The organism is Micromonospora sp. CPCC 205539, assembly GCF_036906815.1.
In the GTDB taxonomy this organism is placed as follows: Bacteria; Actinomycetota; Actinomycetes; order Mycobacteriales; family Micromonosporaceae; genus Micromonospora.
Map to the genome: position 1 here is coordinate 50,589 of NZ_JBAKHW010000020.1, position 13,912 is coordinate 64,500.

13 protein-coding genes, 1 tRNA gene and 2 pseudogenes are annotated in these 13,912 nt (G+C 73.0%); 10 read left to right on the top strand and 6 right to left on the bottom strand.

Annotated elements, in window-relative coordinates; genetic code table 11:
- Positions 1–58: 58 nt before the first annotated feature.
- Both V6V47_RS19015 and ssb read right to left on the bottom strand, forming a co-directional pair.
- Positions 59–1,048 (bottom strand): annotated as a pseudogene (locus V6V47_RS19015) (cobalamin biosynthesis protein); the annotation flags it as partial.
- Between the two features lie 239 nt (positions 1,049–1,287).
- Positions 1,288–2,049, bottom strand: coding sequence for a single-stranded DNA-binding protein (gene ssb / locus V6V47_RS19020; protein ID WP_334629612.1), 762 nt, complete (start codon positions 2,047–2,049; stop codon positions 1,288–1,290).
- 309 nt (positions 2,050–2,358) lie between these two features.
- Between ssb and V6V47_RS19025 the strand changes: the two genes are divergently transcribed.
- The gene (locus tag V6V47_RS19025; RefSeq protein WP_334629613.1) at positions 2,359–2,799 is read left to right on the top strand and encodes an HPF/RaiA family ribosome-associated protein; all 441 of its coding nucleotides are present in this window, start codon (positions 2,359–2,361) and stop codon (positions 2,797–2,799) included.
- Between the two features lie 336 nt (positions 2,800–3,135).
- Positions 3,136–4,134, top strand: a pseudogene (locus V6V47_RS19030) (alpha/beta hydrolase); the annotation flags it as partial.
- Between the two features lie 198 nt (positions 4,135–4,332).
- On the opposite strand, the gene V6V47_RS19035 reads toward V6V47_RS19030, so the two are convergent.
- Positions 4,333–5,028 (bottom strand): hypothetical protein, encoded by a 696-nt coding sequence (locus V6V47_RS19035; protein WP_334629614.1) that lies wholly within the window; start codon positions 5,026–5,028, stop codon positions 4,333–4,335.
- 158 nt (positions 5,029–5,186) lie between these two features.
- Here V6V47_RS19035 and V6V47_RS19040 point away from each other — a divergent pair.
- Positions 5,187–5,259, top strand: a tRNA-Arg gene (locus V6V47_RS19040).
- A 3-nt stretch (positions 5,260–5,262) separates the two neighbouring features.
- On the opposite strand, the gene V6V47_RS19045 is transcribed toward V6V47_RS19040, so the two are convergent.
- Positions 5,263–6,201: an EamA family transporter gene (locus tag V6V47_RS19045; protein ID WP_334629615.1), complete on the bottom strand. Its 939-nt coding sequence runs from the start codon at positions 6,199–6,201 to the stop codon at positions 5,263–5,265.
- A gap of 15 nt (positions 6,202–6,216) precedes the next feature.
- Entirely contained in the window at positions 6,217–7,530 is a 1,314-nt protein-coding gene (locus V6V47_RS19050; RefSeq protein WP_334629616.1) for an MFS transporter, read from the bottom strand.
- 94 nt (positions 7,531–7,624) lie between these two features.
- On the opposite strand from V6V47_RS19050, the gene V6V47_RS19055 reads away from it, so the two are divergent.
- Positions 7,625–8,131, top strand: a complete 507-nt coding sequence (locus V6V47_RS19055; RefSeq protein WP_334629617.1) for a MarR family winged helix-turn-helix transcriptional regulator — start codon at positions 7,625–7,627, stop codon at positions 8,129–8,131.
- A gap of 53 nt (positions 8,132–8,184) precedes the next feature.
- On the opposite strand, the gene V6V47_RS19060 is transcribed toward V6V47_RS19055, so the two are convergent.
- Positions 8,185–8,619 (bottom strand): VOC family protein, encoded by a 435-nt coding sequence (locus V6V47_RS19060; protein ID WP_334629618.1) that lies wholly within the window; start codon positions 8,617–8,619, stop codon positions 8,185–8,187.
- A gap of 150 nt (positions 8,620–8,769) precedes the next feature.
- Here V6V47_RS19060 and V6V47_RS19065 point away from each other — a divergent pair, with 150 nt between their 5' ends.
- The 6 genes from V6V47_RS19065 (at position 8,770) to V6V47_RS19090 (ending at position 13,880) form a co-directional block, all read left to right on the top strand.
- Entirely contained in the window at positions 8,770–9,663 is an 894-nt protein-coding gene (locus V6V47_RS19065; RefSeq protein ID WP_334629619.1) for a septum formation family protein, read from the top strand.
- A gap of 58 nt (positions 9,664–9,721) precedes the next feature.
- Entirely contained in the window at positions 9,722–10,210 is a 489-nt protein-coding gene (locus V6V47_RS19070; RefSeq protein ID WP_334629620.1) for a hypothetical protein, read from the top strand.
- 77 nt (positions 10,211–10,287) lie between these two features.
- Positions 10,288–10,683 carry a VOC family protein gene (locus tag V6V47_RS19075; RefSeq protein ID WP_334629621.1) on the top strand — a complete coding sequence of 132 codons (396 nt, stop codon included), beginning with the start codon at positions 10,288–10,290 and terminating at the stop codon, positions 10,681–10,683.
- Positions 10,684–10,802: 119 nt separating this feature from the next.
- Positions 10,803–11,981 (top strand): sensor histidine kinase, encoded by a 1,179-nt coding sequence (locus V6V47_RS19080; RefSeq protein WP_334629622.1) that lies wholly within the window; start codon positions 10,803–10,805, stop codon positions 11,979–11,981.
- A gap of 55 nt (positions 11,982–12,036) precedes the next feature.
- On the top strand, positions 12,037–13,194 hold the full coding sequence (locus V6V47_RS19085) for a hypothetical protein (RefSeq protein WP_442934263.1): 1,158 nt from the start codon (positions 12,037–12,039) through the stop codon (positions 13,192–13,194).
- Complete coding sequence (locus tag V6V47_RS19090) at positions 13,167–13,880, top strand: response regulator transcription factor (RefSeq protein WP_334629624.1); 714 nt, start codon at positions 13,167–13,169, stop codon at positions 13,878–13,880. Before V6V47_RS19085 ends, V6V47_RS19090 begins: the two co-directional genes overlap by 28 nt.
- Positions 13,881–13,912: the final 32 nt, after the last annotated feature.

The window sequence follows — 13,912 nt, forward strand, 5'->3', positions numbered from 1 at the left end:
CGACGCCGCCCACGACACCCAGCCCACGCCGGCCAGCATCGGCACCCAGCCCACGTTCGCCAGCGACGGCAGCCAGCCCACGCCGGCCGACGGCGGCGGCCAGGCGCCCGACGGTCAGCGGGTAGGCGGCGGCCAGCCCGAGGGCGGCCAACCCGACAGCGCCGGAGATCCGAGCGGCCCGCTTGAGGTGCCGCGCCTCGGGACGGGGGCCGTCGCCCAGGAACGGGCGCACCTCGGAGCGCCCGAAGTAAACGTTGCGACCACCGAGGCGGACGCCGAGCGCCCCGGCCATCGCCGCCTCGCACTGGCCGGCGTTGGGACTCGGATGGTCGTTGCGGTCGCGGCGCCACACCCGCAGGGCTCGATCCCGGTCGCCGTTCGCGACGGGCGCGACGGCGATGGTGAGCAGCCCGGTCAGCCGGGACGGCACCAGATTGAGCAGGTCGTCCAGGCGGGCGGCCGGAGTGCCGAACCGGACGTAGCGCGCCGACCGGTGGCCGACCATCGCGTCCAGGGTGTTCGCGGCGCGGTAGCCCAGCAGCCCGGGCAGGCCGGCGACCGCACCCCAGAGCAGCGGGGCGACCACCGCGTCGGAAGTGTTCTCCGCCACCGACTCGACGGTGGCCCGCGCCAGCTCCGACTCGCTTAGGGTCGACGGGTCCCGGCCGCAGAGGTGACCAAGGCGTCGCCGGGCGGCAGGCAGGTCACCGTCACGCAGCGTGCGCCCCATGACGGTGGCTTCGTGCCGCAGCGTGCGACCACCGAGCACGGTCCAGGTGCCGGCGGCCACGAGCACCGCCCGGGCCACCGGCCGACGTCGGGTGGCCGCCGCGGCGACCGCTCCGAGCAGCACCGGCCCGCCCACGGCCAGGGCGGTGAACGCTGCCCCAGCAGTCCGGTCCGGTCGGTAGAGGCGACGCTCCAGCGCACCAGCGGCCTGGCCGAAGCCGGCCACCGGATGCCACCGGCGTGGGTCACCGAGCAGCGTGTCCAGCGCGTACCCGGCCAGCAGCCCCACCGCGTTCGCCACCGGCGCTGTCCGTCGCACGCGCATCACCTCCGGCCGGCCAGCCTAGACGAGCATCCCGTGAACCAACCCGGCCCAGCCCTGTTCGGCACAGGCCCGACCGCACCGCAGCCAACCACGCGGGGTGACGACGCCGGTCGCGTCGCCACCCCGCCCCCGTCGTGCCGAGGCGCCGGAGCACCGGTCACCGCGTCGACCCCGGCCGGCTGGCCGCGATGACGTCGAGCCGCAGCCGGCCCGGGTTGGGCCGGGTCGAGGGGTCACGCCGGCTGCGGTATCCGACCCCTGCCACGCCGCCCTCTGGTCGGCGTCTCCTCGGGCTCGGGCCGGCCCTCGTCCGGCACCGGGCCCAACTCGTCGTCCAGTTCGTCGTCCTCGTCCGTCCGAGGCGGAAGGGCCAACTCGTCGTCGTCGAGGCCCTCCGCGTCGTCGGCGCCCTGGGCGCCGCCGGCGCCGAGGAAGGCGCCGTCGTCGTCCGGGCCGGCAGTGGCGAACGGGCCGCCACGTGGCACGCCGAAGTCGGGCAACTCGAAGTCGTCGTCGAGCGGACGGTCGTCGAGCAGGGCGGGCGCCTCCCCGGCCGGCACCGGCTCGGTGGGCTCGCCGTGCACCCGGCTCTCGGCCTCCGCGTCCTCCACGGTGCTGGTGGTCGTGCTCGGCCGGGTGCGCATGAATCGGGCCCGGCCCCGCGACAGGTCGTGCCCGACCGCAACCGCCTCCAACTCGTAGAGGGAACGGTGGTTGCCCGCGTCGTCGGTCCAGTCACGGGTGTAGAGCCGGCCGCAGACCACCACCGGGTCGCCGACCATCACCGAGGCGGCGACCCCCTCGGCGAGCTTCCGCCAACAGTTGACGCGGACCCGAAGCGAATTGCCGTCGACCCAGCGACCGCTGCCCCGATCGAGGCGGCGGGCGGTGGAGGCGACCTTGAAGTTGGCGACCAGGGTGCCGCTCTGGGTGGTACGCCGCCACTCCGGCGTCGTCAGCACATTGCCGACAATCGTGACGTAGGTGTCGAACATCGTCCCTCCAGTGGGATCGGGAGCTTGCCAAGGTGAATCGACTCGACCCCGAGCCTGGGCGGTGGAACCGGCCGCCACCAGCGCCCCACCCCCGGCCTGTGGACAACCAAGCGACCTGTGGACAACGCCCTGATCTCGCCCCGATGTGGTACGCCCAACCCGCTCGCCCGGGCCAGGGCGGTTCCGAATCCGCTCGAACTGGGTATGGACTTGATCAACGCAACACCGACAAGCTCCACGTCGACGAGAGGTCAGCGCCATGATGATCACCAGCATCGACTCCGCAGCCGCATCCGGCCAGGTGCGGCGATGAGCGCCGTGGCGAACCCGGCCACCGTGGCGGAGTGCCTGCGGGTCGGCACCGGGTTCTCGCAGGGCGACCGAAACTGGATCGCCGAGCAATTCGCCACCCTCGACGCCCGGCTGGCGAGCTTCCACTCCGACGCCACCGAGCTGGAGGTGTCGGTAAAGGACCGGGAAGCCCGGGGGCAGAAGGTCACCCTGGAGTGCTGGATCGCCGGCCGGCAGAAGATCGTCACCACCTCCGCCGAGGAGGACCTGCACGCCGCGCTCAACGACGTCCGCGACGATCTGCGCCGGCGACTCAACGATGCCAAGACGCGCCAGGAACCGCGGCACAACAAGCACCTGCGCGATGTCGGCCAGCCCCAGAGCGAGACTGACCTCGCCGAGGACCCCGAGGCACTGCCGGCGGCCGACCCGAGCCGCGCCGACGCAGAAACGGCCTGACCCCCGGCGGTCCCGCCTCCCCGGCGGTCCCGCCCCGCCCCGCGGTCCCACCCAGCCCCACCCAGCCCCGCCCAGCCCAGCCCCGCCCCGCCCCGCCCAGCCCAGCCCAGTCCAGTCCAGCGATCTTGCACTTTCGGACTCCGTTTCGCGCCTTTCGCGCGCTTTGCCGAGACAGCAAGTGCAAGATCGCGGGGCAGGGCTGGCGCGGGGCGGGGCTGGCGCGGGGCGGGGCTGGCGCGGGGCGGGGCGGGCGGGGCAGGGCTGGCGCGGGCCGGGCGGCGCGGGGAGGGCGAGCGGGGCTACCGCGGGGTAGCTTGCCGGCGTACCGTCGCGGTCGTGGAACCGGACGTGCTGGGGCCGCCCTACGAGCGGCAGACGATCGACCTGGGCACCGACGACGAAGGGCCGGTCGTCGCGACCCTGGTCCGGCGACGGGCCGAGCGCCCCACCGGGCGGGCCGTGCTCTACGTGCACGGCTTCGTCGACTACTTCTTTCAGACCCACCTGGCCGACTTCTACGCCGAGCGGGGCTGGGACTTCTACGCCCTCGACCTGCGCAAGTACGGCCGCAGTCTGCTCCCCGGCCAGACCCCGAACTTCTGCCGCGACATCAGCGACTACTTCCCCGAGCTGGACGCCGCCGCCGAGATCATCCGCACGGACGACGGGCACGACACCCTGCTGACGATGGGCCACTCCACCGGTGGCCTGATCCTCTCGCTCTGGGCGGACGCCCGCCGCGACACCGGCACTGTCGATGGCCTGGTGCTCAACAGTCCCTTCTTCGACATCAACGCACCCTGGGCGGTGCGCCGACCCCTCGCGGCCGCCGTCTCCCGGCTGGGCCGCCGGGCGCCGCACCGCATCCTCCCGTTCGGGCTGGGCACGGTGTACGGCGAGAGCCTGCACGCCGACCACCGGGGCGAATGGAGCTATGACCTGGCGTGGAAGCCGCTGGCCGGGTTCCCGGTCCGGGCCGGCTGGCTGAACGCGATCCGCACCGGCCAACGTCGGCTCCGCGCCGGGCTGGACATCCAGGTGCCGGTGCTAGTGGCCTGCTCGACCCGCTCCTTCCGGGGCACGAAGTGGCACGACAACGCGACTCTGGCCGACGCCGTGCTGGACGTCGAGCACATGGTCCGGTATGCGCCCCGACTCGGCCGGCACGTCACCCTCGCCCGCTTCGACGGTGGGCTGCACGACCTCACGCTCTCCGGCCCCGCCGTACGCCAGAAGGTCTTCGACGAGGTCGGCCGCTGGGCCGAGGCGTTCCTCGGCGCCGGTCCCACCGCCCCGGCGGACGCCGCCCCGGCCGTCGCTGGACCGGCCGTCGCTGGACCGGCCGTCGCTGGACCGGCCGTCGCTGGACCGCCCGACACCGGCTCGGTCGACGGCACGTCGTCCGACACCGCGTCGGCCCCGGGTGCGACCCGGCTGCCGGAAAGTCGACGCCCGGCGGGCGACCCGGCGAGTGCGGCGAAGCCCGGCAGTTGATTCAGGCGTCGCCGGGCGCGACAACGCCCGGCAGCTGACTCAGGCGTTGCCCGGTGCGGTCGGGAGGACGGCGCGGATCCGGTCGAAGGTCGCCACCGGGTGCGCGCCGATGCCGGGCAGCACCAGGCCCAGGCAGTACAGGGACGTCTCCCCGGCATCGTCGGGCTCGACGATGAAGACCGGCGCACCGAGGTAGCCCGGGGGCAACTCGGTCGTGATCTGCACGGCGTCCCCGTCGCGGACCACCCGCTCGATCGCCACCTCCAGCGGTCGCGACCCGTCCTGGCGTACCCCCAGGGCCAGCACGAAGGCCGAGCCCGCGGCGGCACCGACGCGGGCGACCACCTCGGGCCCGGCGGCGATCCCGGCGGACACCGGCTGCACGCGCCACCGCCAGCCGCCGTCATCGGCGTGCCGGTGCAGCCCGGCCGTGGGCAGCACCGCGACACCGTCGCCCGGGAAGCGGAGCCAGCCGGGCGTGATCTCGGCATCCGCGACGGCGGCCGGGGCCACGCCGGCCGGCTCGGTGACGCTCGCCCGCAGGCCCAACTCCCCACCCGGCGTGCCGGTGAGGTCGGCCGCCGTCAGCAGAAACCCGCCCATCGGGCCGTCAGCGGCCTGGAAGAAGAACGCGGTGCCGAAATCGTCCGCCGAGCGGTACGGCAGGATGGCGCGGCCGACGATCTGGCACAGCTCGTAGGCGACATCGTTCTCGACCTCGGGGTCCAGCAGCACCAGCCGAGGGTACGGGCCCGCGCCGCGTCGAACCGTGGGAACCCGGATGCCTGCCGCACAGCCGTCGTGAGACCCTGCTCGACAACGTGGACGCGGCCACCCGTTATCCCGCCGGACGGCGGGGCGGCGGTACCCTCTGGGCGCGACACCCACGCCGCGCGCCCGTAGCTCAGCGGATAGAGCAGGGGACTTCTAATCCCAAGGCCGCAGGTTCGAATCCTGCCGGGCGCACCTTCACAAGGCAGGCTTGACCTGCCGGCCAGCCGACCCGACCTGGCTCGACGGGTCGGCCGACATGCGCCGCGATCTCATCCGTCGATTGACGGCGGCACCGGCGGGTAGCTGCCCGAGCAGAGTGCCGGCCAGCGCGACGATCAGGCCCAGTACCTGCACCGGGCGCAGCGTCTGACTGAGCGCCAGCCAACCGAGGACTGCTGCGGTGACCGGGCTGAGCAGGGCGAGGAACGCCACCGAGGTCGCCGGCAGGGCGGCGATCCCGCGGAACCACAGCCAGTACGCCAGCGCCGTGCCAACGGTCGCCAGGTATCCGTACCCCAGGAGGTTGGTGCTGGTCAGGGTCGCCGGCAGTCCCTCCACGGCGAGCGCCACCGGGGCGAGCAGCAGACCACCGGCGGTGAGTTGCCATGCGGTGAACGGCAGTGCGCCGACCCCGGCCGGGCGTCCCCATCGCTTCGTCAGCACCGTGCCGGTGGCCATCGAGGCGGTGCCGAGCAGGCCGGCCAGGATGCCCAGCAGGTCGAGGTGCGCCTCCGGCCGCAGGACCACGAAGGAGACGCCGAGCATTCCGAGCAGTCCAGCACCGATCGCGATCATCGTGGGGCGGATCCGCAGCAGAGCGGCCGAGAGGCCGATCGTGAGCAACGGGCCGGCGGCGCCGAGTACGGCAGCGACGCCACCGGGCAGCCGGTAGGCCGCGAAGAAGAGCATCGCGAAGAACACTCCGATGTTGAGCGTGCCGAGCACAGCCGCCCGCCACCACCACGATCCCCGGGGCAGGAGGCGGGTCACCGCGAGCAGGACGAGACCAGCCGGCAGGGCCCGTAGCGCGGCAGCCAGCAGCGGCCGGTCATCCGGGAGGAACTCGGTGGTCACGGCGTAGGTCGTGCCCCAGACGATCGGTGTGATGGCGGTGCTGACCAGCATCGGGTTCATCGCAGTCTCCCCTTGTCAGGCGGCGGCGGTCGCGAGGACCTTGGCCGGTCGGTTGTGGCACGGCTCGGTGCGGCACGGTGCAGCCGAGTCGTCGGGTCGGTTCCGGCTGACGGTGCGGGTGTCGGCGCTGTGGAGCGCCGCCGCCGGCAGTCGCCGTTCAAGATGGATGAGCAGCGCGGCGCCGGCCAGCACGGTTCCGGTGAGGAAGAGCCAGGGCAGTCGGCCGTCGACCGCCAGCAGCGCGGTGAACAGTGAGGGCGCGACGGTGGCCGCCAGTGACCAGGACAGCTGGTAGGCGGCCAGGTATCGACCTCGGGCGTCGTCGGGCGCGGCGGCGATCGCCAGGGTGCTCGCGGCCGGGCTGTGGAGCAGTTCGCCGACGGTGTAGAGGACCGTGGTGCCGACCAGCACGACCAGCAGCACCGCGGTGCCGCCGGGGCGGGCGGTGCCCAGCAGGATGAAGCCGAGGAACGCCAGTGCGAACACGGCCGCGCCGGTGGCGGCCACGCGGGTCCGCCGGCCCATCCGAACAGCGAGCCGGGTCACGGGTACGCCAGCGAGCGCGCAGAGCGCGGTGTTGACCGCGAACAGCGCGCCGACGGTGGCCGCCGGGGCGTGCAGAACGGTGATCGCGTACGCCGGCAGGAGCAGCGACAGCGCCGAGTAGCCGAGCGCGATCAGGAAGTTCGCCCCGGTCAGGCCGAGGAAGGGCCGGTCGGAGAGCACCTCGCGGTAGCCGATCTGGGCGCGCGTCCGGGCTGTCGGCGTCCGACGCGGAACTCGACGGGCGAACATCGCCGCGATCAGGAAGCTCGCCGCGTTGAGCCAGGCGGTGACGGTGAATCCCGTGTCGCCGGCCAGCCCGATGATCAGTCCGGCGATCAGGCCGCCGGCGCCGAGACCCGCGTTGCGCAGGCTGCGGGACAGGGCGTTGAGCCGGTCCCGGTCCGCGCCCTCGGCGATGTCACCGATGGTTGCCTGCTGGATCGCCGGGAAGGCCCGGTCGCCGGCGGCGGTGAACAAGGCGACGGCCGCGAACGCCGGCAGGCTGCCCGCGAGGGGGTACGCGGCAAAGCCCAGCCCGCGCACGGTGTAGCCGACCAACTGCATCCGGCGGGCGCCGAACCGGTCGACGGCGGCACCGGCCAACGGCAGCAACGTCATGCCGACGAGGCCGGCGATGGTCAGTACCGCGCCGATGGCGGTGAGCGGTAGGCCGGTGACCCGCTGGAAGAAGACGAGCGAGAACGGGACGTACATCCCCGAGCCCAGCGCGTCGATCGTCATGCCGGTGATGAGGGCCCGCTCGCCGGGGTTCCGTCTGGTCATCGTGCCGCCTTCCGTTTAGCTTGGCGATAGCTTACCGCTAAGAAGCTTAGTGTCGAGTATCTGAGGGCAGCATGAGATGTGCCACAATCGAGTCATGCGGCAGGAGAGAGCAACGGGGACCGGCGACGGGGTCGACGTGATCGTCGGACAGTGGGCGGTCGAGCGGCCCGACCTCGAGGCCCTCCCGATGGAGGTCTTCGGTCGGATCTACCGGATCGCCCGGCTGATGGGCGACCGTGTCGAGCGCGCGTACGCGCCGTTCGGCATCGGGCGCGGCGAGTTCGACGTGCTCGCCACCCTGCGCCGGGCCGGCGAGCCGTACACGCTGTCGCCGAGCCAGTTGTCGGCGACCCTGATGCTCACCACCGGTGGCATGACCGGTCGGCTGGACAAGCTGGAGCGGGCCGAGTTGGTGCAGCGCATCCCCGATCCGACGGACCGGCGTGCGCTCCGCGCCCAGTTGACCGCCAAGGGGCGACAGGTCGTGGACGAGGCGGTCACCGCCGGGCTCGCCGAGCAGGCGGCGGCACTGAACCAGCTACCGGCCGCGCAACGCACGCAACTGGCCGGGCTGCTCCGCACACTGCTCGCCGCCTGCTGAAGCACGCGCTGCCGCACGGCTGGGTGGGGCGCCATCGCCTCTGGCGCGCCCCCTCAGGCTGAGGTCGCGGCCACGCAGAACTCGTTGCCTTCCGGGTCGGCCATGACCACGTGCTGGCCGTCGACCTCGTCCACGATGCTTGCGCCCGCCCGCACCAGCCGATCGGACTCTGCCCGGATCCGCGCCCAACGCTCGTCGGGGCTGCCGTGCCCCGGCACCCGGACGTCGATGTGCAGCCGGTTCTTGGCCGTCTTGGGCTCGGGCACGTTGAGGATGGACAGGTGCGGGCCGACGCCGTCCGGATCGCACAGCCACACGCCGTGCTCCGGCAGGTCGTCCTCCGGTAGGTCGAACTGGGCGAGCCCCTCGGCGCGCGTCGCGGAGGGTGCCGGCGGTAGCTCGTCGACGTAGCCCAGTGCCGTCTTCCAGAACGCGCCAAGCACCGGCGCGTCCACGGAGTCGAAGGTCAGACTAAACCTGGCTGCCATGGCAGGGACCGTACTGCGCACCCCCGACAGCCGGCACCAGGGACGCGCTAGCCGTTGAGCGATATACCTTCGACACCGAATCCGATGCGCGCCCGTCAACCCTGTGCCATATGCTGCCCGCGTTTGTTTCGGGGGCAACGGGAGAACCACATGCGACGCCAGACCTGGGCAGCGGTCACCGCTGCGTTCATCGTGGTCGCGTTGGCCGGCTGCGGCACGCCGGCCGGCACGGACGGCGACGTCGCCGACGACTGGCAGCCGATGGCCCAGGCGCAGCAGTTCACGCCCAAGGCCGGCGAGTGCCACGTCGTTCCCGAGGATTCCGGATACCTCACCAGCTATGCGCCGGTGGACTGCGCGAAGATCCACCTGGTGGAGACATTCCACATCGGCACCTTCACCGGCACCAACGCGGCGCGGACCTCCCCGCCGGCCAGCGGGTCGACGGCGATGCGCGGCGCCTTCGCCGACTGCGACAAACAGGCGAAGCAGTTCGTCGGTGGCGACTGGCGGAACGCCCGGCTGTCCCTGCAGGTCACGCCCGCCTCGCCGCATGGTTGGAACGGTGGCGGCCGGTGGTACCGGTGCGACATCTTCGAACTGAACGAGGAAGACGGCGTCAACAACAGGGGCGATCGGGCGATGGAGCGGACCGGCACGCTGCGCGGCGCGGCAAAGAACGGCTCACCGCTGCTACATGGCTGCATGACCAGGGACAAGTGGGAATTCCTGCGGGCGGCCGCCTGCACCGCCGTCCACCAGTACGAGTACGCCGGCATCTGGAACGCTCCCGACCGCTCCTTCGAGGACGCCACTCGGGACGAGGACGCGATCCACGCCAAGTGCCGCACGGTGATCGCCCGCTACGCCAAGGTGCCGGTCGATGCCAACCTGCGCTACCGCACCGGCAGCACCTACGTCTTCCCTTCCCGCCAGCTGTGGGAACGCGGTGACCGCGGCGTGCGCTGCTACTTCTACTCGAGCGGCGACAAGATCAAGCGGTCCATCGCCGGCGGCGGCTCGAAGGTGCTGCCGATCAACTAGGGCGGGCCCGGTTCGCTGGCGCGGGGAACCATTGCTGGCCGGAGGACGTCGCAGTGGGATGGCCCGAAGCAGTGCGATGCGTACCGCCGTCTTCGCCGTGGCGACGCTGCTGGCTGCGGCGGGGTGCGCCGGACCGGCGCGGACCCCTACCCCTACCCCTACCCCACCCCCGACCCCGCCCCCGAAGACCGCGCCACCCGCCATCCAGATCGTCGACGAGCAACTGGCTGATCTGCACCTCTGGGTGAGCAACCAGTCGTTCGACGATGACCCGATCGTGTTGACCGTCAGCATCGACGGCACCGAGGTCATCGCTCAACCCTTCGAGGTGCGGGGCCAGCACAACTGGATCCTGTTTCCCCTCCAGGTTCCATCGGGTCGACACGTGGTGCACGTGCGGTCGGGGACGGGAGCCGAGAAACAGGAGACCTTCAGCATGCCCGGGACGGGCCGGCAGTACGCCGTGATCGACTACTGGAACGAGCCGGGCCAGGGTGGCCGCCACCTGAGTTGGCGCATCCAGTCCACCCCAATCGGCTTTGCCTGACCTCGCCCAGCGTGACGCGGCCGACCAGGAACGACGCCGCCGGCCGACGCCCCGGCAACCGCCGGCAGAATGACCGAATGGCACATCTGGGACTGGTCGCGCTGCTGGTACGGGAGTACGACGAGGCGATCGACTTCTACGTCGGCGGCCTCGGCTTCGAGTTGGTCGAGGACACCGCCCGACCGGACGGCTCACGCTGGGTCGTGGTGCGCCCGCCGGGTGCCCGGGAGACCGCTCTGCTGCTGGCACGGCCGAGCAACCCCGAGCAGCAGGCCCGCGTCGGCGACCAGACCGGCGGTCGGGTCGGGCTGTTCCTCTACACCGAGGACTTCGCCCGGGACCACGCCCGGATGGCCGCGGCCGGGGTGCGGTTCCTGGAGGAGCCTCGACACGAGGCGTACGGGTCGGTCGCGGTCTTCGCCGACCTCTACGGCAACCGGTGGGACCTGCTCGAGCCCTGCAGCACACCATGACGCGGTAGCGACACCCCGCGCACGGTTGGTAATCGCCGACGATCGGCCGTGCTATTCTCCGATGTCGATCTCCGCCGTGCGGGCCCGGTTCCGGGTCGTTGTCGGAAGGACACCTCCCGATGCCGGCCGTTGCCACCCCGACCGCGCCGCCACCAGCGCTGGACAATCCGGCCGGTGGCGCGTTCAGCCTCATCTTCACCACGATGCCGGCGCTGCTGCGGCTGACCTGCGGGCTGGTCGGCGCGGTGGTCGCGCTGTGGGTGCGTACCCCGCCGGTCGAGCCGGCGCTGCTGCTGCCCGGCGTGGCCGCGCTGACCGGTTGGTCGCTCTGGTACGCCGCCCGCGCGCTGCGCCACGGGATCACGCCGGCCCTGGTCATCGGTGACGTCGCGGTCACCACGGCGGCCTGCCTGCTCATCCCCCTCCTGGTCGCGCCCGAGGTGCTGCCCGGCGAGGGCAGTTGGATCGCGGTGCTGGCCAGCACCACGGTGATCAATACGCAGGCCACCGCCCCGGCGCGCTGGTCGGTCCCGGCCGGGCTCCTGGTCATCGCCGCCTACGTCGTGGGGGCGCAGGCGGCCGGCAATCCCGCCGAAGCCCAGGCCCACGCGGCGACCCTGCTGGTGCAGACGGCCTGTACGGCCATGATGACCGCGGTGATGCGTCGTCGGATCGGGCGGGCGGACCAGGCGTTCGCCGAGCACCACCGGCTGACCCGGGAGGCGTTGGTCGCCCGGACCGCCCGGGAGGCCGAGCGCCGGCAGAACCGCGACCTGCACGACACGGTGCTCGGCACCCTGACCATGGTGGGGCTCGGCGCGGTGCCCGGGCCCTCGGTCTCGATGCGCGAGCGGTGCGCGGCTGACCTGCGTACCCTCATCGCGTTGACCGACGCCGGCCCGGCGCCCGGCGACGGCCCGGTGCCGCTCGACGGGCGGCTGCGGGCGGTGCCCGACCGACTGCCCGAGCTGCGGGTGCACCTTGAGCTGGCGTCGTGCGCGGTGCCCGCCGGGGTGGCCGACGCGATCACCGAGAGCGCCTACGCGGCATTGTCCAACGTGGTCCGTCACGCGCCGGGCGCGCAGGCCACGCTGCGGCTGACCCGTGACGCGATCGCCGTCGTGGTCGAGGTGGCCGACGACGGCCCTGGCTTCGACCCGGCCACCGTCCCGACCCATCGGTACGGGCTACGCGAGTCGGTCCGCGGCCGGATGTCGGCGGTCGGCGGGCGGGCCGAGGTGCGCTCGGCACCCGGCGCGGGCACCCTGATCCGGTTGGAGTGGCCCGGTGTCGGCTGACCTCGGCGCCCCGACGGACCGCACCGCGACACCGGCGGGGCCGGTCCGGAGAGCGATGGCGGGCCTGGCCGGGGTGCCGGCGCCCCGAGGCCCGAGCACGGTGGCGCTCGCCCCGCCGGCCGCCGTGGCACACGCCTCCGACCGGGGCGCCCGGATCGTCGCCGTCGCCATCGCGCTGGCCTGGCACACCGCCATCGGGCTGCCGGCGGTGCTGGCCGCGCGGGCGGAGTTCGCCGCGCCGGTGGTGGTGCTCGGCGGCTGGGCGCTGGTCGCGGTGGCCGGCGCGGTGGCCGGGGTACGGCTGCTGCGCGGCACTCCCCTGCCGCCGTGGCCACTCGCCGGGCTGCTGCTCGCCGTCGACGCGGCGGTCTTCGCGGCGGTCGGCGAGCAGCAGTTGTTCACCGCCGCCAACTGGGTGTGGGGCACGCTCGGCTGGTTCTTCGTGCTGGCGCTCTGGGGCCGACGGGTGGGCGGACTGGTCGCGCTGCTGGCCACGCACGCGCTGATCGCTCAGGCCGCCGTGCTCTGGCACGGCCACGATCCGGCCGACCTGGCCCGCTACGTGATGTACGTCTACGGCACCTTCACCCTGCCGGTGGCGGTCTTCGTGGGCAGCACGGCGATCGTCGGTCTGGCCCGGGAGCGCGCTGCCGTCGCCGCCGCCGCGCACACCATGGCCGCCGAGCGGGCCGCCGCCGAGCGGGGCCTTCAGGACCGACGCGAACGGCTGACCCTGGTCAGCGCGGCGGCCGGCCGGGTGCTCGGGGAGCTGGCAGCCGGGCGGGCCGATCCGGGCGACCCGGAGGTGCAGCGCCTCTGCGTGCTGGCCGCGGCCCGGCTACGCCGCCTGATCGCCGAATCCGACGACGTGCCCGACCCGCTGCTGCACGAGCTACGGGCCGCCGCTGACCTGGCCGAACGCAACGGTCTGCCGATCGACCTGGTGACCGTCGGCAACCCGCCGCCGCTGCCGGTGGAGATCCGCCGCCGGCTGGCCGACCCGCTCACCGCCATCCTCGCCGACGCCCGAGGCTGGGCCCGGTTGACCGTGGTCTCCGGCCCGGACGAGGTGGTGGTCAGTCTCGTCACTCCGGACCGGGAGGGGCCGGAGGCGACCGGCCCACCACCAGGGACGTACGACGACGGGCCGGTACAGCACCTCTACGAGCGGGACGGGGACATCAGATGGGCGCAGACCCGGTGGCTGCGATGACCGGCGACCAGCCGATCGGAGTGGCGATCGTCGACGACCACCCGGTCGTCGTCGACGGGGTCCGTGCTTGGCTGTCCACCGAGCCCCGGCTGACCGTACTGGCCACCGGCGATGATCCGGACGAGGTGCTGCGGGCGGCACCGGACGCCGACGTGGTCCTGCTCGACCTGCGGCTGCACGGCCACATGGCGCTGGACAAGCTGGCCGAGCTGAGCGCCGCCGGGCGGCGGGTGGTGGTCTACTCGGAGCACACCGACGCGGAGACGATGCTCGCCGCGCTGGACGCTGGCGCGGTGGCGTTCCTGGCCAAGCACGAGGGCCGGGAGCACTGCGTGGCGACCGTGCTGGCCGCGGCGAGCGACCGCCCGTACGTGCCGCCGGCGCTGGCCGGCGCGATGGTCGGTGACCCGCGTCCGGACCGTCCGATGTTGTCGGACAAGGAGCGCGAGGCGCTGCTGCTCTGGTTTCAGTCGATGTCCAAGGCGTCGGTGGCCCGTCGGATGCAGATCAGCGAGCACACAGTGAAGCAGTACGTCGACCGTGCGCGGATCAAGTACACCCGAGCGGGGCGGCCAGCCGCCACGAAGGCGGCGTTGCTCGCCCGGGCGATCGAGGATGGCCTCGTCCGGCCGGAGGAGATCGGCATCTACCGGTCACAGGCGGCGCACGACCGGCCGACCCCCTAACGGGCGTCATGACAGCACCCCGGTGATCGGCG